Source organism: Novosphingobium sp. NFX11 (genome assembly GCF_057376415.1).
In genome coordinates this window covers 461,698-480,901 of the sequence record NZ_CP080384.1, presented here as the reverse complement: position 1 = coordinate 480,901, position 19,204 = coordinate 461,698, and the positions used below count along the sequence as shown (strand labels likewise).

General features: G+C 64.8%; 19 protein-coding genes. 13 read left to right on the top strand and 6 right to left on the bottom strand.

The genetic code is table 11. The features are described 5' to 3' along the window. The first annotated feature begins 99 nt into the window (after nucleotides 1-99). Entirely contained in the window at nucleotides 100-615 is a 516-nt protein-coding gene (locus KZO24_RS02385; protein WP_271184657.1) for a nitroreductase/quinone reductase family protein, read from the top strand. An 8-nt stretch (nucleotides 616-623) separates the two neighbouring features. Beyond that, entirely contained in the window at nucleotides 624-1,787 is a 1,164-nt protein-coding gene (locus KZO24_RS02380) for an FAS1-like dehydratase domain-containing protein (RefSeq protein WP_271184656.1), read from the top strand. A gap of 134 nt (nucleotides 1,788-1,921) precedes the next feature. Here the strand turns inward: KZO24_RS02380 and KZO24_RS02375 are convergent, their stop codons facing one another. Beyond that, a complete protein-coding gene (locus tag KZO24_RS02375) occupies nucleotides 1,922-2,764 on the bottom strand; it encodes a PhzF family phenazine biosynthesis protein (protein WP_486486773.1) in 843 nt (280 codons plus the stop codon). Nucleotides 2,765-2,927: 163 nt separating this feature from the next. Here KZO24_RS02375 and KZO24_RS02370 point away from each other — a divergent pair, with 163 nt between their 5' ends. The 6 genes from KZO24_RS02370 to KZO24_RS02345 all read left to right on the top strand — a co-directional run bounded on the left by KZO24_RS02370 (nucleotide 2,928) and on the right by KZO24_RS02345 (nucleotide 8,163). Continuing rightward, nucleotides 2,928-3,350, top strand: coding sequence for a glycine zipper 2TM domain-containing protein (locus tag KZO24_RS02370; protein ID WP_008833098.1), 423 nt, complete (start codon nucleotides 2,928-2,930; stop codon nucleotides 3,348-3,350). A 232-nt stretch (nucleotides 3,351-3,582) separates the two neighbouring features. Continuing rightward, nucleotides 3,583-3,909: a glycine zipper 2TM domain-containing protein gene (locus KZO24_RS02365; protein WP_008833099.1), complete on the top strand. Its 327-nt coding sequence runs from the start codon at nucleotides 3,583-3,585 to the stop codon at nucleotides 3,907-3,909. A gap of 288 nt (nucleotides 3,910-4,197) precedes the next feature. Continuing rightward, nucleotides 4,198-4,935, top strand: coding sequence for an SDR family oxidoreductase (locus tag KZO24_RS02360; protein ID WP_271184786.1), 738 nt, complete (start codon nucleotides 4,198-4,200; stop codon nucleotides 4,933-4,935). 64 nt (nucleotides 4,936-4,999) lie between these two features. Next, a complete protein-coding gene (locus tag KZO24_RS02355; protein ID WP_271184654.1) occupies nucleotides 5,000-6,247 on the top strand; it encodes a class I SAM-dependent methyltransferase in 1,248 nt (415 codons plus the stop codon). Nucleotides 6,248-6,322: 75 nt separating this feature from the next. Next, a complete protein-coding gene (locus tag KZO24_RS02350; protein WP_271184653.1) occupies nucleotides 6,323-7,543 on the top strand; it encodes an argininosuccinate synthase in 1,221 nt (406 codons plus the stop codon). Between the two features lie 155 nt (nucleotides 7,544-7,698). After that, a complete protein-coding gene (locus tag KZO24_RS02345) occupies nucleotides 7,699-8,163 on the top strand; it encodes a septal ring lytic transglycosylase RlpA family protein (protein ID WP_271184652.1) in 465 nt (154 codons plus the stop codon). 60 nt (nucleotides 8,164-8,223) lie between these two features. Here the strand turns inward: KZO24_RS02345 and KZO24_RS02340 are convergent, their stop codons facing one another. The 4 genes from KZO24_RS02340 to uvrA form a co-directional block, all read right to left on the bottom strand. Next, nucleotides 8,224-8,964 carry a hypothetical protein gene (locus KZO24_RS02340; RefSeq protein ID WP_486486772.1) on the bottom strand — a complete coding sequence of 247 codons (741 nt, stop codon included), beginning with the start codon at nucleotides 8,962-8,964 and terminating at the stop codon, nucleotides 8,224-8,226. A gap of 698 nt (nucleotides 8,965-9,662) precedes the next feature. Next, entirely contained in the window at nucleotides 9,663-10,988 is a 1,326-nt protein-coding gene (drt2, locus tag KZO24_RS02335; protein WP_486486771.1) for an antiviral reverse transcriptase Drt2, read from the bottom strand. Between the two features lie 454 nt (nucleotides 10,989-11,442). After that, on the bottom strand, nucleotides 11,443-11,847 hold the full coding sequence (locus KZO24_RS02330) for an ATP-binding cassette domain-containing protein (RefSeq protein WP_486486770.1): 405 nt from the start codon (nucleotides 11,845-11,847) through the stop codon (nucleotides 11,443-11,445). Continuing rightward, entirely contained in the window at nucleotides 11,841-14,441 is a 2,601-nt protein-coding gene (gene uvrA / locus KZO24_RS02325) for an excinuclease ABC subunit UvrA (RefSeq protein ID WP_486486769.1), read from the bottom strand. The genes KZO24_RS02330 and uvrA overlap by 7 nt, the downstream gene beginning before the upstream one ends. 609 nt (nucleotides 14,442-15,050) lie before the next feature. Between uvrA and KZO24_RS02320 the strand changes: the two genes are divergently transcribed. The 3 genes from KZO24_RS02320 (at nucleotide 15,051) to KZO24_RS02310 (ending at nucleotide 16,615) form a co-directional block, all read left to right on the top strand. Further along, nucleotides 15,051-15,593, top strand: a complete 543-nt coding sequence (locus tag KZO24_RS02320) for a hypothetical protein (protein WP_486486768.1) — start codon at nucleotides 15,051-15,053, stop codon at nucleotides 15,591-15,593. 114 nt (nucleotides 15,594-15,707) lie between these two features. Further along, nucleotides 15,708-16,115: a hypothetical protein gene (locus KZO24_RS02315; protein WP_271184646.1), complete on the top strand. Its 408-nt coding sequence runs from the start codon at nucleotides 15,708-15,710 to the stop codon at nucleotides 16,113-16,115. A 107-nt stretch (nucleotides 16,116-16,222) separates the two neighbouring features. After that, on the top strand, nucleotides 16,223-16,615 hold the full coding sequence (locus KZO24_RS02310; protein ID WP_309299004.1) for a hypothetical protein: 393 nt from the start codon (nucleotides 16,223-16,225) through the stop codon (nucleotides 16,613-16,615). Nucleotides 16,616-16,752: 137 nt separating this feature from the next. Here KZO24_RS02310 and KZO24_RS02305 read toward each other — a convergent pair whose 3' ends face one another. Next, the gene (locus KZO24_RS02305; RefSeq protein WP_271184645.1) at nucleotides 16,753-18,288 is read right to left on the bottom strand and encodes an ABC1 kinase family protein; all 1,536 of its coding nucleotides are present in this window, start codon (nucleotides 18,286-18,288) and stop codon (nucleotides 16,753-16,755) included. A 119-nt stretch (nucleotides 18,289-18,407) separates the two neighbouring features. Here KZO24_RS02305 and KZO24_RS02300 point away from each other — a divergent pair, with 119 nt between their 5' ends. Together KZO24_RS02300 and KZO24_RS02295 are read left to right on the top strand one after the other, a co-directional pair. Then, on the top strand, nucleotides 18,408-18,995 hold the full coding sequence (locus tag KZO24_RS02300) for a septal ring lytic transglycosylase RlpA family protein (RefSeq protein ID WP_271184644.1): 588 nt from the start codon (nucleotides 18,408-18,410) through the stop codon (nucleotides 18,993-18,995). Between the two features lie 46 nt (nucleotides 18,996-19,041). Further along, nucleotides 19,042-19,203 (top strand): hypothetical protein, encoded by a 162-nt coding sequence (locus KZO24_RS02295; RefSeq protein WP_327195323.1) that lies wholly within the window; start codon nucleotides 19,042-19,044, stop codon nucleotides 19,201-19,203. Nucleotide 19,204 lies beyond the last annotated feature (1 nt).

Genomic DNA, 19,204 nt, shown 5'->3' with positions numbered 1-19,204 from the left:
CGCCCCGGCGATCACTGCCCGGCGTCCCCATTCGGGGTTGGACGCGCGCGGTTCTCCTCCCCATCCTCGGGCCTCGGCTCGGGAGGAGAGGAGAAGCCCATGAGCGACGACACGTCGGCCGCGATCCGCGACACGCGCAAGGACTGGGTGGTCGAACACCGCGACATGTACCTGTCGTCAGGCGGCGCGCAGGGTCACATCATGGACATCACGCCTGTCGGCGGCCGGTCCTTCGCCACGCACTGCCTGGTCAAGTACGTCGGCCGCAAGAGCGGCAAGGTCTTCATCACGCCCCTTTGCTACGCCGACATCGGCGGCGAGGTCGTGATCTGCGCCTCCAAGGGCGGCGCCGACCATCACCCTGCCTGGTATCTCAACATCCGCGAGGCCGAGACGGTCGACTTCCAGGTCGCCACGCAAGCCTTTCGCGCCACATGGCGCGAACCCGAAGGCGCCGAGCGCGACAAGGTCTGGGCCTTCCTGACCGACTGCCATCCCTTCTACGCCGATTACCAGAAGGCGACGGACCGCGTGATCCCGCTGGTCATGCTCAAGGCGATCGAGCCGATCCCCGTATTCAAGGCCGAAGACGCCACCGGCATCAGGCAATTCTGAGAGACACCATGAGCGACGACTTCGACTGTTCCGACATCGACAACCATCTCGGCAAGACGATGGACTTCTCGCCCTTGCGTGAGGCCATCGCACCCAACGACATCCGCCGCTGGGTCCATGCGATGCATTACCCCAACCTCGCCCACTTCGATCCCGGTCATGCCGAGGCGAGCGTATGGGGCCGCCTCGTCGCGCCGCAGAGCTTCGCCATCGCGACGGACGACGGCCACGGCGCCGCGCCCGCCTGCGTCGGCAAGATCGCAAACTCGCACCTCCTGTTCGGCGGCGACGAGTGGTGGTTCTACGGCCCGCGCATCGAGCCGGGCGACGTGATCACCAACACCCGCATACCGTTCGACTACACGGTCAAGCAGACCGGCTTCGGCCCCACCTGCTTCCAGCGCGGCGACAATAACTACTCCAACCAGAAGGGCGAGGAGATCGCCCGCCAGCGCTCCACCTCGATCCGCTACCGCGCGGCGGCGGGCGGCGACAACGTCAAGACCGACGACTTCGAGGAGCCCGAATGGACCGACGAAGCGCTGGAGGAGATGGAGGAGCGCCGCTTCGCCTGGGTCCGCATGCTCCATGACCTCGGCAACAAGGAACGCTGGTGGGACGACGTCGCGGTCGGCGACCAGTTGCCGGAGCGCGTCTTCGGCCCCCACTCCATCGCCAGCTTCGCAACCGAGTGGCGCGCCTATATCGTCAACACCTGGGGCACGCTCGACTTGCGCAAGCAGGACCTCGAAGGCCTCGGCTTCACGCGCGAGATGGCCGGGTATGAGAACGACCCCGACATGCTCAAGGTGAACCCGTTCCTCACCGACGGCGCTTATTACGGCCCCTCGCGCGGGCACCTGTTCGCCAAGTATGCCCGGCGCATCGGCATGCCGCGCGGCTACGGCTACGGCGCGTCGATGGGCTCGTGGGTGACCGACTACCTTTCGGGCTGGGCGGGGCAGCACGGCATGGTGGTGCACTCAGTCGCCAACTACCGCGGCCCTGCGCTGACCGGCGACGTGACGATCCAGTCCGCCGAGGTCACCGAGAAGTCGGTGGACGCAGACGGCCGCCATCTCATCCACGTCAAGCACCTGATGAAGAACCAGAAGGGCACGACAATGTGCACGGGCAGCGCGGAGGTCGCCCTGCCGAAGAAGACGGGCTGAACCTCCCTTTCGGTTACCGACAGCGCCGAGCGGGAAAGCAAGCCACTTGAATCGTCATTGCGAGCGTAGCGAAGCAATCCAGGGCGGCGCAGAACTGCCCTGGATTGCTTCGCTACGCTCGCAATGACGAGCGATCACGCGGAGAACAACGCCCCGCCCGTCGCTACGGTCTCCACGCGCCCGGCGATCCAGACGTCGCCGCTCTCATCCTGGGAGCAATAGACCAGCCCGTCCGCCCCGACCTTGCGGCCCTGCGCGGCGACATAGTTGCCCTCGGCCTGACCGCTCGCGAAAAGGTACTGCGCCACCGCCGCGTTGAGACTGCCGGTCACCGGGTCCTCGACCATCTTGCCTGCCGGATCGGCAAAGAACGCCCGCAACTCGAACTGCGCCGCACCACCCGGAGCGCACCGGCCCAGCAGCGCCACGTCGGTCCCCTTCGGCGCACGCGAGACGGGCTCAGCCGCCAGCACCGCCTCCGCCGAAGCAAGGTGCAGCAGCTTCCAGCCCGGCCCGTTGGCGGCATGGACCGCGGCGACGACTTGCGCCTCGTCTGTCCCGGTGAGGCGAAGCGTTTCCGCGCGGTCCTCGGCATCGAGCGGCCCCGACCGGATCAGCGGCGGCGCGCGGAACGCCAGCCGCTCGCCATCCCGGCGCACCTCGACGAGACCTATGCCACATTCCTGCACCACGCATCCGTCCTCCTTCGCCTTTCCTCCGGCAGCGAGCCACGCATGGGCACTACCCAGCGTCGGGTGCCCGGCGAAGGGCAGTTCGCCCGCCGGGTAGAATATACGCACCCGGTAATCGGCCCCCGGGTCGGTCGGCGGCAGGAGAAAGGTCGTCTCCGAATAGCCCAGCCACTGCGTCAGCCGCAGCATCTGCGCGTCGCTCATCCCCTCACCGCCGCGCACGACCGCCAGAGGATTGCCACTGAGCGGGCCGGAGCCGAAGACGTCGATGAGATCGAGAAACATGGCATGCCTTTCGGAGCTAATTGCACTTTTGAACGTTTCGTCGCAGTCCGGGTCCATCTTGTCCCTTGCGCTCCCGACCTGCCCGGCGGTTCATCGCGCGTTGCGAAGTGCGGGTCCAGACCGATCGGGTTCTCGAACAGGAATTTTCGCAGGAGTTTGAACCATGAAGAAGTCCCTGCTGGCGATGGCTGCGTTCGCCGCCACCATCACTGCCCTGCCCGTCGCGCCGGTGCTTGGCGACCCGCCGCCCTGGGCGCCCGCGCACGGTCGCCGTGACCATGACCGGTACGACCGCAATGACCGTCACGATCGCTACGACCGCCGCGACATGTACGATTCGCGCGGCCGCTACCGCGAACCGCGCCGCCTTACCCGCAACGACCGTGTCTGGCGCGGCAATGACGGACGCTACTATTGCAAGCGCGACAACGGCACGACCGGCCTGATCATCGGCGCCGGCGTGGGCGCGCTGGCGGGGAACCAGATCGCCGGCCGTGGTGACAAGACCATCGGCACGATCCTGGGCGGCGTCCTCGGCGGAGCGCTGGGGCGCGAGATCGACAAGGGCGACATCCAGTGCCGCTGAACTGAGATTTCATGCCCTGAGACGAGAAGCGCGCGGTCCGAAAGGGCCGCGCGCTTTCGCGTTGAGGTGGTATTTTTGTTTCCGAAAGAAACATTTCCCTCGCTTCATCGCTGTACCAGCGCAGTTCGTCACGGATTTCCAGCAGCGGCCGTTCGTTCATCTGACGTTGTGGATCAATGAACGAAAAGCCGCGTTACCAGATCATTCCCACGCTACGATGAGGGCACATATCATGCGTAAGACCATTCTCGCCGCCACTATGATGGCGCTCACCATTCCGGCGACCGTCGCTTTCACCGCTCCGGCAGAAGCACGCGATCACCGTCGTTACCACAACGACCGCGGCGTCAAGTACTGGCGCGGCAACAACGGCCGCTACTACTGCAAGAAGTCGAACGGCACCACCGGCCTGCTGATCGGCGGCGTCGCCGGCGCCCTTGCCGGCCGTGCGATCGACACCCGCGGTGACCGCACCGTCGGCACCCTGCTCGGCGCTGCCGGCGGCGCCGTCCTGGGTCGCGAGATCGACCGTGGCGGCGACCGTCCGCGCTGCCGCTGATCCTTATCCCCGGTCCCTTGCGAAAGGCGCGTCGTCCGAAAGGCGGCGCGCCTTTTGCTTTGTCCGTGCCGTGGCCCTCCGCCGGTGCGATCGGTGCATCCCGGCTTTCCTACAGCGGCTGGCTATGCTCCAATGCCGCCATGTTTCAGCGACTTGCATTCATGACCGGCTCGTCTGTCCTCGCTACGGAAAGCCCCTTCGGAGAGGCGGGAGTTTCTCTTCAGGACAGTGTAAACCGTGTAAACCTGATGTGTCACCTTGTGAGGCCGCGCAGTGAGCCGCCCCGCCATGCTGGTGACCGGCGGCGCCAAGCGGATCGGCGCGACCATCGCCCGCGCCTTCGGAGCGGCAGGCTGGCATGTCGTGATCCACTACGGCCGGTCGCGGGCGCAGGCCGAAGCGCTCGCGGCGAGCCTGCCCAGCGCCGAGATCGTCTCGTGCGACCTCAACGACTGGGATGAAGGCCCTGCCATGGTCGAGGCGCTGGCTGCCCGTCTGAACGACTGGCGGGTGCTGGTGAACTGCGCGGGCGTCTTCGACCTCGACACCGCCGAAACGCTGGAACCGGATATCTTCACCGCCGCGATGCGGGTGAACGCTGCCACTCCCGCCCGGCTGGGACAGACGTTCCTTGCCCATGCCCGCACCTCCGCCGGCAGACGCCTGATCCACGTTACCGACCAGAAGCTGCTCAATCCGAATCCGGATTTCTTCTCCTACACCATGAGCAAGCACGCGCTTTCCGCGACGATCCCGATGCTTTCCATGGCCCGGCGGGCAGAGGAAGACCGCGTCTACGGCATCGCGCCGGGCGCCATCCTCGCCAGCCACGACCAGAACGAGGCGGAAGCCGAAATCTCCCACCGCATGAACCTGCTGGGCCGCCGTGCGACGCCCGAAGACGTAGCGGGGGCAGCCCTGTTCCTTGCCGGAGGCTGGCTCGACAGCGGCCAGACACTCTACGTCGATTCCGGACAGCACCTGCTGGCCCAGGAACGTGACGTGCTGTTTCTGGCGCGGGAGTAAGGATTGTGCATTTATCAACACAAGCCCCCTTGCATGCAGGTAATTACCCCCGCACAAACCCCTGATGGCACTCGGCATACTTGACCGCTTCCTCGAGCGCGGCGTCCGACAGGGCGTGCTCGAACTGGCCCGCCCCGACGGCTCCCTCCGTCGCTTTGGAACCCCCGCAGAAGGCTTTCCCCACGTCCGCATCCGCCTGACCGACAAGGGCGCCGAACGCCGCATCCTGCGCGATCCGCGCCTGGGTGCCGCCGAAGCCTTCATGGACGGTCAGCTCGAAGTCGAGCAGGGCGACATCATGAACCTCGTCTACCTGCTGCGCGCCAACGCGCGGTGGGACAAGGGCGGCGAACTGAAGGAACAGACCGCGCTCAAGAAGGTGCTTGGCAAGGCCGTCACCCTCGTCGACGGCATCAACCGCGCCGCCAGCGCCAAGAAGAACATCGCCCACCACTACGACGTGGGCAACGACCTCTACAACCTCTTCCTCGACATCGAGCACATGCAGTATTCCTGCGCCTACTGGCCCAGTGACGACATCACGCTGGAGCAGGCGCAGACCGCCAAGCTCGCCCACATCGCCGCCAAGCTGGCGATCGAGCCGGGCCAGAAAGTGCTCGACATCGGCTGCGGCTGGGGCGGCATGGCGATCTATCTCGCCAAGCACTTCGACGTTTCGGTCAAGGGCATCACGCTCTCCGAGGAACAGCTGGTGCTGGCCCGCCAGCGCGCCGTGGAAGCGGGCGTCTCGGGCCGCATCGACTTCGAGTTGATCGACTACCGTGACCTCGCCGCGCGCGGCGACAAGTTCGAGCGCATCGTCTCGGTCGGCATGTTCGAGCACGTCGGCCAGGCCCAGTTCGACCGCTTCTTCCGCGACTGCGCGACGATGCTGGACGACGAGGGCGTGATGCTGATGCACACCATCGGCCGCATGGGCGGGCCCGGCTCAACCGACGCCTTCACCCGCAAGTACATCTTCCCCGGCGGCTACATCCCGGCGCTGAGCGAGACGGTGGAGGCCAGCGAAAAGGTCCGCCTCATCGCCACCGACGTCGAGAACCTGCGCCTCCATTACGCCAAGACCCTGCGCGAATGGTACAAGCGCTGCGTCGCCAACAAGGAGGCCATCGTCAAGCTGCACGACGAGCGCTTCTACCGCATGTGGATCTTCTACCTCTCCGGCGCCACCGCGGCCTTCGAGAGCGGTGGCATGTGCAACTACCAGATCCAGTACACCCGCTCCCGCCACGCCCTGCCCCTCACCCGCGACTACATTGCGGAAGGAGAGAAAGTGCTGCTGGGCGCGTAAACGTTGCGAAGTTTGGGCGCACCTGCTAGCCGCGCGCCCAAACTTCCACCGCTCATGCCGCGAAAGCCCGTGCCCATGTCCGACAGCATCAAGAAGGTCGTCCTCGCCTACTCCGGCGGCCTCGACACCAGCGTCATCCTCAAGTGGCTCCAGGTCACCTACAACTGCGAGGTGGTGACCTTCACCGCCGACCTCGGCCAGGGTGAGGAACTCGAACCCGCCCGTGCCAAGGCCAAGCTGATGGGCCTGCCGGACGAGAACATCTACATCGACGACCTGCGCGAGGAATTCGTGCGCGACTTCGTGTTCCCGATGATGCGCGCCAATGCCCGCTACGAAGGCGACTATCTCCTCGGCACCTCGATCGCCCGCCCGCTGATCTCCAAGCGCCTGATCGAGATCGCCCACGAGACCGGCGCCGACGCTGTCGCCCACGGCGCCACCGGCAAGGGCAACGATCAGGTCCGCTTCGAACTCTCGGCCTATGCGCTCGACCCGAACATCAAGGTCATCGCCCCCTGGCGCGAGTGGGATCTCACCAGCCGCACCGCCCTCATCGCCTGGGCCGAGCAGCACCAGATCCCCGTCCCAAAAGACAAGCGCGGCGAAAGCCCCTTCTCCACCGACGCCAACCTCCTGCACACCTCGTCCGAGGGCAAGGTGCTGGAAGATCCGTGGGAAGAGACCCCCGACTACGTCTACTCGCGCACCGTCAACCCGGAAGACGCGCCGGATGCGCCCGAATACATCACCATCGACTTCGAGAAGGGTGACGGCGTCGCCCTGAACGGCGTGGCGATGAGCCCGGCCACCCTGCTCACCCAGCTCAACGAGCTGGGCCGCAAGCACGGCATCGGCCGCCTCGACCTCGTCGAGAACCGCTTCGTCGGCATGAAGTCGCGCGGCATGTACGAGACGCCGGGCGGCGAGATCTACGCCCGCGCCCATCGCGGCATCGAGCAGATCACGCTCGACCGCGGCGCCGCGCACCTCAAGGACGAGCTGATGCCGAAGTACGCGGAGCTCATCTACAACGGCTTCTGGTTCGCCCCCGAGCGCGAGATGCTGCAGGCCGCGATCGACCACAGCCAGGCCCGCGTCAACGGCACCGTGCGCCTCAAGCTCTACAAGGGCAACGCCTCGGTCGTCGGCCGCAAGAGCGCCGACTCGCTCTACTCCGAACGCCACGTCACTTTCGAGGACGATGCCGGCGCCTACGACCAGAAGGATGCGGCGGGCTTCATCAAGCTCAACGCCCTTCGCCTGCGCCTGCTGGCCCAGCGTGACGCCAAGTAAACATTGCCCCTAGGTTAACAGAGTCCGGCGGCCCGTTGCCAAAGCGCGACGGGCCGCTTTTGCCTATATGGCCTTCGGGGAACCGCACAGGTAGGACTCCCGCCATCGTCAACGACGAAGCGGGGTAAGTTTTGCAAGTTCGAGCCGTAAGCCTGATGGCGCTGTGCGCTGCCGTCGTCCTGCCCTTCGCAGGCCCTGCTCAGGCTGAAGCCCCGGTAGCTTCGCAAGCTCTCGTTCTTGCTCCTGTCGCTGGCGTCAACGCCGTCGCCGCCGCAGAAGTTCCCGCCGTCCTCACCGCGCCCGAAGACGACGACATCCAGGTCACCCCCATCGCAGGCGGCATCGCCAGCTTCTACGGCCGCCACCTCAAGGGCGCCCGCACCGCCAGCGGCGAGCGTTACGCGCCCGACGGACTGACCGCCGCGCACCGCACCCTGCCCTTTGGCACACAGGTGCAGGTCACCAACCCGGCCAACGGCGAAATGGTCGTCGTCACCATCAACGATCGCGGCCCCTTCCACGGCAACCGCGTGATCGACCTGTCCGACGCCGCCGCCGACGAACTCGGCATCACCCGCATGGGCAGCGGCAAGGTCGAACTGGCCGTCCTCGGCAACTGAGGCTGGGTATTCCGCCGGGGGCTTCGACAAGCTTAGCCTGAGCGGAATTGAGAGCATCCATCACCAACACCGCTCACCCTGAGCTTGTCGAAGGGTGGATAGCACCGCCGCCTGATCTGAAGGAAAAAGGTCGGCCGACGCAGCTGGGAGGGGGTGGGGAAGCGCCGCGCCGGCCTTCACACTCGATAACAGCGAAGCCGGACAAGCGTTCCCGGCCTCCGAACACTTTTGCCCAGCCGTGCTTCCCCATCGACGAGGCGCGAGCAGGTTTACACGGTTTACACGGTCCAGAGCCGCAACTCCGCCACTGACCTCCATCTTGCCTCCCAACGACTTGTACTCCATCGGCGCCGCGCCCTCCCCGCCCGAGAGCGCCCCGTCCACCCGGGCGAAAGCGCGCGACTGCCAGCGATCCCACTGCGCGCCGCTCTCGCGCAGGAAAGGCCCGCGCACCGGCGCCTCCGGATAGTCCGGCGCCGCCCCCGCGTCCTCCCCCGCGATCTCCCCCTCGTCCAGCGGCTGCACGTACCCGGCCGCGGCATCGATCGCATCCACCGCGTCGAGCCACGCCTCCCGCGCATCGCCGAACCGCGCCTCCCCCGCCGCCGCGACATAGTCCGCCCGCTCCGGAGGCAGCGCCGTACCGTCCTCCATCCCCGGCACATCCGCGCAAGGCTCCTCCCCGGCGACGAGCGCCAGCACCTCGTCGAACCGCTCGGCCAGAGCCTCATGCCCCTCCCCCGCGACATCGAGCCGCGCCAGATGCGCCAGCAACAACCGCGAGTCATACCGCCGCCGCACCCCGACCAGCTCCCCCGGAACCACACCGCCTCCTCCACCCCATCGAGCGCCCGCGTCGCCAGCACCTCCTCGACATGCCGCCGCGCCAGCACCAGAGCCGCCGTCCACGCATCCGCAAACACCGCATCGCGCCGCCGCAGCAGATAAGCCGAAGTCCGGCTCATCCCCACGAAAGCACACGCGGCTCGCACGTCGCCCTTCTGCGAGAGTTGGTCGAGAAACCGCACCTTGCGGTCGGCGTCCCACGCCGTGTGCGAGACATAGGGAGAAGGAGAAGAGACAATGCGAGGGCCATCGCCCTCGCGCTCCCGGACCCTTTCCGTCGCGCCCGAGGCCGACGAAGCGCCCGCCTGCTCGCCCGGAATACCAATGTCGCGCGAGGCGGGAACCCACCCCCGTCCGAACCGAGGCGCTCCCCGATCCTCCCCCTGCGGGGAGGGGGAGCCTGACAAGACGGATGCGCAAGCGCATCCTTGGCCGAAGGATGGTGGAGGGGCACAGGGTGGAGGGGCAAAGGCCGATCCCCGCCCCACCGTCGACACCGAAGCTGCTGGAAAAGTCCGTCATCGTCCACCTCGCGCAAGAGGAAAGCCACGAAAGACCACGACACAGCCCGGACAGGCGCGTCGTGGGGGACGGATTAGTTATCGTATGTGGGGGAGTGTAGGAAAGTTATAATCAAGTATATGCAAATATGCTCACTCATAAGCTCGTGCAGTATAATATCTAATTGCTTCCTTAAATGCCGCCATATGCCCTCGCATTTGCCACCTAATATTGGGGGAATTGAGAACCTTTGCAGCCCTGTACGCATATTGCGGAAAATTTCGTTGACGGCCGAAATGTGTATATCGTTTGAATAGCTCACGCATATAAATGCTATCTTTTGCTATTCCCTGTATCTTTGCAGCCCTTATCTTGGCCTTAACACCTGCCCTCATCTTTTTATGATAACGACTGATCGAAGATGGCCGTATCAGAATTTTTCCACCGTCAAATGTGAAACCAAGATACTGAAAGCGCCTATCAGTAGATACATTCTGCTCATTTCGGCGAAACTGCGATACTTCGGTTTTCCCTTCGCTAAGTGAGAGGCCGATATCAGAAAGCTTACTCCTCACAAGCGCGATCAAATCATTATAGTCATGCTCACATGGCATTATGATTGCAATATCATCTGAATATCGGCGATAACTACCGCCAATATTATTCAGTATCGAAACCATCTGGCGATCAAATTCAATCATACTGATGTTTGCATATAAACCAGATAACGGAGTACCTTGGGGTATCCCACATGACTTTTTATTTTTATTTACAAGATTACCGCTCTTACAACGGACAATATTTCGAAATTGTTCGGAAGTACAAATGCGGCCGCGTTGCCCATATAGGTTTCCTAACCTTATTCGAAGGGCGTCGGAATCCACCCATTCAAATTGGGTCATTCGCTTAAAAATACGAAAATCAGGATCAGGGATGGTGCCGACAGCAAGAACATCCACTAGATTACGCCGTAAGCACAAATGGTCTATATGATCAAAAAAGCCCGTTATATCGAGCGCGATTGCACGGCAATCACCCTTATTTCGTATTTCGGAAAAAATGCTACCCGCTTGACTTATATTGTCGCCAACACCCGAGCGATACGCCAGTACCGCTTCGGATAAGTCATATCTTTTCAGAAGCCGCTCATAGCGAACAGACAGATTTTTCGCATACCATTCGTATACGGCAGCGTCTTTGTGAGAGCCGAATTTTATTTCTCGTTCTTTTTGGGAAATCTCAAGCTGACCACCAACTTTTTTGACCCGACGCTCTTTGGCAGTAAAACCTAACAGCGGCCAAAACGAGTGCTTCAAAAGATTATCGGCCGAGAAAGAGAAATTCTCTCGATCACTTTTTGAAATCGGTCTATCAAAATGAATATATTTCCGTTCCTTGACTGTGAAATCGTCAATTAACGGATCAAAATCATCATCAGGTGGTACGCACCCGGGGGCTTTGGATACCGTTCGTCTCATATCCCCCGGGTTACTAACCTGACTCCCAACTCGAAAGTTGGTTCGCTATTTACCTCGTGTGGTATGATCTCGCTGTCGCGAATATCGTAGCCACGCTCTATCTCGGAGTCCGTGTAACCATGACCATCTCGGTCCAGCTTCCCGGAGTCGCGGCGCGCATCAGCGCACTTGCGGTCCTTAACAGTGCCCCCTCACACCAAATCGCATGAGGCAGTACATTCTTACGGCAAAATGCGGATATGACACAAGGCATCCATTCACTTCTGCACATCTGAAGAAACAAATGCTCCATATTGGGGCATATTGAATCACCGTCTTGCCGCCAATCACCACCAAAGGTTCCGGGAGCGCGAGGGCGATGGCCCTCGCATTTCTACTTTCTACTTTCTTCTTCCCCCTTCACCTGAACCGCCTGCGCCCCTCCCCGAGACAAGCTCGGGGAGGAATGTGCGGTTTACTTCGCCCAGCTTCCCAGCAAGGGTTTGAGGTAGCTTCCGGTGAAGCTGCCTTTGACCTTCACCACCTCTTCGGGCGTGCCTTCCGCCACGATCTGGCCGCCGCGGACGCCGCCTTCGGGGCCCATATCGATGATCCAGTCGGCGGTCTTGATGACGTCGAGGTTGTGTTCGATCACGACCACCGAGTTGCCCTGGTCGACCAGTCGGTGCAGCACTTCGAGGAGTTTGCGCACGTCTTCGAAGTGGAGGCCGGTGGTGGGTTCGTCGAGGATGTAGAGCGTCTGGCCGGTGGAGCGGCGGGCGAGTTCCTTGGCCAGTTTCACGCGCTGCGCCTCGCCGCCGGACAGGGTCGTCGCCTGTTGGCCGACCTTGACGTAGCCGAGGCCCACTTCGTTCAGCATGTGCATCTTGTCGCGGATGGGGGGACGGCCTTGAAGAATTCCTCGGCGTCCTCGATCGTCATGTCGAGCACGTCGGCGATGGACATGCCCTTGAACTTCACTTCCAGCGTTTCGCGGTTGTAGCGTTTGCCGTGGCATTCCTCGCACGTCACGTAGACGTCGGGCAGGAAGTGCATCTCGATCTTGATCAGGCCGTCGCCCTGGCAGGCTTCGCAGCGCCCGCCCTTGACGTTGAAGCTGAAGCGGCCGGGCTTGTAGCCGCGCGCTTCGGATTCGGGGAGGCCGGCGAACCAGTCGCGGATCTGGGTGAAGGCGCCGGTGTAGGTCGCGGGGTTGGAGCGCGGGGTGCGGCCGATCGGGGACTGGTCGATCTCGATCACCTTGTCGCACTTTTCGAGACCGGTGATCTTGTCGTGCGCGCCCGCGATCACCCGCGCGCCGTTGAGCTGGCGGGAGGCGCCGGCCTGCAGCGTGTCGATGGTGAGCGAGGACTTGCCCGAGCCGGACACGCCGGTCACGCAAGTGAAGGTGCCGAGCGGGAACTTCGCGGTCACGCCGGTCAGGTTGTTGGCGCGGGCGTTCTCGACGGTGACGAAGTGGCCGTTGCCCTTGCGGCGTTCCTTCGGCACCTCGATCCGGCGGGTGCCGTTGAGGTACTGCGCGGTGAGGCTGTCCTTGCTCTTGAGCACCTGCTTGAGCGTGCCTTCGGCAACCACCTGCCCGCCGTGGACGCCCGCGCCGGGGCCGAGGTCTACCAGATAGTCGGCGGTGCGGATGGCGTCCTCGTCATGCTCCACCACGATCACGGTATTGCCGAGATCGCGCAGGCGCTTGAGGGTTTCGAGCAGCATGTCGTTGTCGCGCTGGTGCAAGCCGATGCTGGGCTCGTCGAGCACGTAGAGCACGCCCGAGAGGCCCGAGCCGATCTGGCTGGCGAGGCGGATGCGCTGGCTCTCGCCGCCCGACAGCGTGCCCGAGGTGCGGTCGAGGTTGAGGTAGTCGAGCCCGACGTTGTTGAGGAAGCCGAGGCGCTCGTTGATCTCCTTGAGGATGGCCTTGGCGATCTGCTGCTGCTGGTTGGTGAGCTTGCCTTCCAGCTGCCCGAACCACGCGAAGCCGTCCGCCACCGAGAGGCGCGCGGCGTCGGCGATGTCGCTGCCGGCGATCTTGACCGAGAGGGCCTCGGGCTTGAGGCGCTTGCCGTCGCAGGTCTCGCAGGGCTGCGCGGTCTGGTACTTGCTCAGTTCCTCGCGCATGAAGGCGCTGTCGGTCTGCAGCATGCGGCGATTGAGGTTGCCGATGACGCCTTCGAACGCCTTGTTGACGGTGTATTCCTTGCGCCCGTCCTTGAAGGTGAGCGGCACGGCCTTGCCGCCGGTGCCGTAGAGGATCACCAGCTTGATCTCGCCGGGCAGTTCGTCCCACGGCGTCGTCAGGTTGAAGCCGAAGTGCGCGGCCAGGCTGGAGAGCACCTGCATGTAGTAGGGGCTGGGCGGGTTGGACTTGGCCCAGGGCACGATGGCGCCCTGCTTGAGCGTCAGGTGCTCGTTCGGCACGACCAGCTGCGGGTCGAACAGCAGCTTTTCGCCAAGGCCGTCGCAGGCCGGGCACGCGCCTTGCGGGGCGTTGAAGGAGAACAGGCGCGGCTCGATCTCCTCGATGGTGAAGCCGCTGACGGGGCAGGCGAACTTCTCGGAGAAGACGATGCGGTTGGCGGGCAGGCCGGCGTTCTTCATGCCCTTGGTAGCGGCAGCCTGGGCGGCGGGGGCTTCGACAGGCTCAGCCTGAGCGGATTTGGGAGATTTGGATTTATCTCCAACCTCCGCTCGTGCTGAGCTTGTCGAAGCACCTGCACCAAGCTCCGCCACCGTAGTATCCGCAAGGTCCACATAAGCCAGCCCCTCGGCCAGCTTGAGCGCCTGCTCGAAGCTGTCGGCAAGGCGGGTCTGGATGCCCTCCTTCACCGCGATGCGGTCGACCACGACCTCGATGTCGTGCTTGTACTTCTTGTCGAGCGCGGGGGCGTCCTCGATCGCGTAGAACTCGCCGTCGATGCGCACGCGGGTGTAGCCCGCCTTCTGCCACTCGGCGAGTTCCTTGCGGTATTCGCCCTTGCGGCCGCGCACCACCGGGGCGAGCAGATAGAGGCGCGTGCCTTCCGGCAGCGCCATCACCCTGTCCACCATGTTGGAGACCGTCTGCGCCTCGATCGGAAGACCCGTGGCGGGGGAATAGGGAATGCCCACGCGCGCCCACAACAGGCGCATGTAGTCCCAGATCTCGGTCACCGTCGCCACCGTCGAGCGCGGGTTGCGGCTGGTGGTCTTCTGCTCGATCGAGATGGCGGGGCTGAGGCCGTCGATATGCTCGACGTTCGGCTTCTGCATCATCTCGAGGAACTGGCGCGCATAGGCCGAGAGGCTTTCGACATAGCGGCGCTGCCCCTCGGCATAGATCGTGTCGAAGGCGAGGCTCGACTTGCCCGAGCCCGACAGCCCGGTGATGACGATCAGCTTCTCACGCGGGAGCGCAATGTCGAAGCCCTTGAGGTTGTGCTCGCGCGCGCCGCGCACGGTGATGTGGGTGAGACTCATGGGAGGCACGTGTTCCAGATTTGTTCGCGCGCTTCAAGGGGGCGCATCGCGGGTTTTGCCGTAGATGGGGTGCGGGGCGCACAAGGCAAGTCTTGTGGACATCTCCGCGCCCACTTGCGCGCCGCTTCACGAGGTGTCTAGTTCCCGCTGCGACTACGGGGGAATACCATTGCGATTTCTGAATCTTGCCCTCGCGGCGAGCGCGCTGGCGCTTACAGCGTGCGGAGGTGGCGACTCCGGTTCGGGCGGCGGCTCGACACCCACGCCTGCGCCGACACCGGCGCCAACGCCTGCCCCCACCCCGGCTCCGACGCCGACGCCGACCACCAGCTACGTCCTGACCGACTTCACGAGCGACTTCTGGTTCGATTCGGCTCTTGGCTACAATCTCAACTACACACTCGAACAGTCCGGCCCGTACCTTTACAACTACGTCAACGCCGGACAACTTCTGGGCGAAGGCGAAACTGCCACACTGCGTTACCGTCACGATCCCGAAGCGGTCGATTTCACGTACCGGAACACCTCGACGTCATTCACGGCGGCGGACCGGCAGCGATCGCTCTCTTACATGCTGTTCGAGAAGCCCGGCGATTATGTCGCACTCGATTGGGACACCCCTCGCGTTACGCCACCACGGCGCTGCGTCGGGTCGAAACGACGAACACTACGGCGACCGCGATCTCGACCCCGGCCTACAACTTCCAACTGGCAATTTTCGGCAGCCCGTCCTCGCCCAGCGATCCCTTGCCCGATGGCCTTAGCTACGGCGGCCTGGCTATCGTGCGCGGCGGCACGCCCGGCTCGCGCGAGTTCGACATGTCGCAGGTCGGCGGTGGCCAGTCGAAGGTCTACTGGTCCTATACGCCGCCTGCCTACACCCCGTCCCCCTATGTGATCAGCGGCTCGATCCGGCTCGTGGTCGTCAGCAACCAGTCCGAACGCCAGGACGGGCTGCTCATCGCCGAGGGCTCGTTCGACCGCGCGACCAATACCGTGAGCGGCACCCTCACCGACAAGACCAACGGGTATTCTGGAACGTTCAAGGGGCGCATGTACGGACCTGACCGTGCTGAGCTTGGTGTGGTCTTCCAGTTCTCCCGCGACAGCGACGGTTCGAGATATTTCGGCCACTTCATCGGCACACGCTGAAGACGACGGGGCGGGGCATCCGGGCGACAAGCCGGAAACCCTGCCCTTTCGCGCACGTTTCTTCCGACGAACCGAAGCCGCATTCCGCGCGGCTTACCAGATCAGGAGAAAGCCATGCGCCATATCCCGAAACTCGCCGCTGCGGCGGCGATCGCGCTCACCGTGCCGCACTTCGCTTCCGCGCAGGACACGACTGAGCGGCCCGCTGCCAGCGCACCCGAAGCGGGCGATCCGGAAGCAAAGCGCCGGATGCTCAATGCCGAGCAGGCCGCCGCCGCACAGGAACAGCTGGCGCGCAACGAAGCCAGCCGCTCCCAACATGACGCCGCCGTCGCCCTCAACGACATGAAGACCGCCCGCGATGCCGCCGCCTACGACGCCACGCTCGATCGCCACGATGCCGCCGAGCAGGACTATCGCACCGACCGCAAGCAGTGGGAGGTCAGGAACCCGGCTTGCTGGAACGGCAATGCCGTGAAATGCCCCGCCGACCCGCAGGCGCCCGGCTCCGGCGGCAGCTGATCGCCCTCGCCACGCGACGAACCGCTTGTCGCAAGTCCTTTGCATGCCCCCAAGCCTGCTGGCAGATAGCGCCCGTCGGGTGCGCCGATCAGGCTCAGGGGATTTGAATGATGGGGGCTGCAAAGCTGTTCGGGCGCGTGGTGGCGCTGTCGCTGGTTGTGGGCATGGCTGCGCCGGTGCTTGCCGACGATCCGCGCGATCCGACCATGACGCCCGAAGCGATCGCCCGTTATGCCGCGACGATCCGCCGCATGAACCGCGATCAGCTGGACTATGTGCGCCAGCGCGATGCCGGGTATGCGCAAGGCTGGCGCGATTACGATTCGGCGCGCGGTCGGCGGGATGTCGAGGACGAAGGCTACGCCGCCGATCGCCGCGACTACGATACCGCCCGCGCCGACTATGCCGAAGAACGCCGCCGCTACGAACGTGAGATGCGTGAATGGCGCGAGGACGTCTCCGCCTGTCGAGCGGGCTATTACGAACACTGCGCGAGGTAAACCTCCTCCCTGTTCCGAAGGGATGGGAGGTGGCGCCGACGAAGTCGGTGACGGAGGGGTTTTCCTGCCCTCCCCTCCACCACCGCCTGCGGCGGCGGTCCCCTCCCCATCGCTGCGCGACAGGGAGGATTCGGAAGCTACATCAGCGCGGTGATCACCAGCGCCAGCGCATGAAGTGCAATCGCGCCGCCGACGATCACGCCCGCCCGGCTTATCGCCCGAGCCGTGCCGTCATCCTTGGCCGGGGCGTCGCGCTGCTCCAGCCGCGCCGTCGCCGCCCGCATCAGGCGCGGCGCATCGGCGGACAGGCGCGATGCCTCCAGCAGCAGCGCTTCCAGACGGTCCGGCCCGGCCAGCCGCGTCAGGCGCGAGGCGACGAGCCTCCCGCGCAGCGCCGTCAGCGCTTCGGACAGATCGAAGTCCGGGGCGATGCCCGCCAGCACGCCGTCCATCGTCACCATCGCCTTGAAGATCAGCACCAGATCGGGCGGCAGCACCAGGCCCTCCTTGCGCAGCAGCGGAAAGAAGTCCGCCACCATCGCGTTTAGCACCAGCGCCCCGGTGCCATGCCGCGCGACCAGCCGCTCCGAGGCGGTCAGCAGGCGTTCGCGCGGCACTTCCCCAGCCTGCGACCATAGCCCCAGCATGTCCGCCACGCCGCCGGGATCGTTGCTGCGCAGGGAAAGGATGAAGGTCAGGAACTCGTGCTGGCGGCGCGGGCTGACGAATCCGACCGAACCGAGGTCGAGCAGCGCCAGCCGATCGCTTTGACCCGGCGCGGCGGGCGGCAGGCACAGCAGGTTGCCCGGGTGCGGGTCGGCATGGAAGCGGCCGTTGACGAGCACCATCTCCAGCACCAGCCGCGCGCCGAGCCGGGCGATGGCGGACGGGTCGATACCCTTTGCGCGCAGCTTTGCCGGATCGCGAGGTGCGGTGCCGTCGATGTAGTCCATCACCAGCACGCCCTCGCTGGTGTGCTGCCAGTGGATGCGCGGGACGATGGCATCGGGGATCGCGGCGAGATCAGCGCGCAGCAGGTCGGCGTTGCGGCCCTCGTTGGTGAAGTCGAGTTCGTCGAGGATTTCGCGTCCCAGCTGGTCGATCATGGCGCCGGGCGTCATGCGCCGGGCCATCGCGCTTCTGGCCTCGACCAGCGCGGCAAGGTGGCGCAGCAGGCGCAGGTCCGCCTCCATCGCCTTGCGGATGCCGGGGCGGCGGATTTTCACCACCACCTGCGTCCCGTCATGCAGCGTCGCGCGGTGCACCTGCGCGATCGAGGCGGCGGCGAGCGGTTCGGTGTCGAAGGCGGCGAAGGCGGTCTCGGGAGGCTCTCCCAGCGCGGCCTCGACGGCGGGGCGCAAGGCTTCGAACGGAAGGCGCGGGGCATCACTCTGCAACTGCTCGAAGGCGGCGATCCATTCGTCGGTCAGCATGTCGCGCCGGGTCGCAAGGATCTGGCCGAGCTTCACGTACGTCGGTCCCAGCGCCTCCAGCGCGCGGCGGGTGCGGGCGGGCAGGTCCGCCTCCTCGCGCGCTTCACCGTCCCGGTTACCGGCCAGCCCCAGCCGCGCGAGCAGCGAGTCCAGCCCGAAGCGGGCGATCACCGCGCTCACTTCGGCCATGCGCGCCCGGTCGCGGGCGGCGACGGTCACGGTTTCGAGGATGGTCGGCATCGTGGCTCCTTGGTTGCAGGGCGCAAAACCTGCGGCGGCGACGGACGGTTCCGGCTTCGCTTGTGGAAAGCCGCACCGCCTGCGTTGGAGTGCAGGGCTTCGGGAGGTAGTCTCGCCGAATGCCCGGCCCCATCCGCAGCACCCCCTTACGGAACATTGCCGTCCTGTCCCTCGTCGCCATGCTCGCGGCATGCGGCGGCGGGGTGAAGTACCGCCCCGTCAGCGACGTGCCCGTCCGCATCGGCCCTCCCTACAAGGTGCGCGGCGTAACCTATACTCCCGCCGCGCAGCCCGGCTACGACATGCTCGGCTATGCGACGTGGTATGGTTCGGAAAGCGGCAACCAGGTCGCCAACGGAGAACGCTTCCGCCCCGGCTGGATCACCGCCGCGCACAAGACGCTGCCCCTGCCCGCTTATGTGGAAGTCACCTCGCTCGACACCGGCAGGCGCATCATCGTGCGTATCAACGACCGCGGCCCGTATGGCGAGAGTGCGCGCATCATCGACCTTTCGCGCGGCGCAGCGGAGGAGCTGGGCATCCGCACGCAGGGCAAGGCGGCGGTGCGGGTCCGCGCCATCGAGCCCGACGAGAAGGACCGCGCCGCGCTGCGCAAGGGCAAGACCGCCAGGTCGCTCGCCCCGGTCCCGGCCCGCACGCTGTCCAATCTGCAGGAACAGTTCGCGCGCGGCGTCGGCACGCGCTGAGGGAACCGGACGCAAGCGCTGCGCGTTATCTCTCCAAAGGAGAGAGATGATGACTTCAGGCGCCGAAATTCCGTTCCGTCGCAGCCGTTTCGCCCGTGGCACGGGATCGCTGCTGTTCGACCGCCAGCGCGAGATGCACCAGCGCGAGGCGGAAAAGCGCGAAGAGCCCATGCGCATCTGGTCGAAGGGCCACTTCGTCGAAAGCTGAC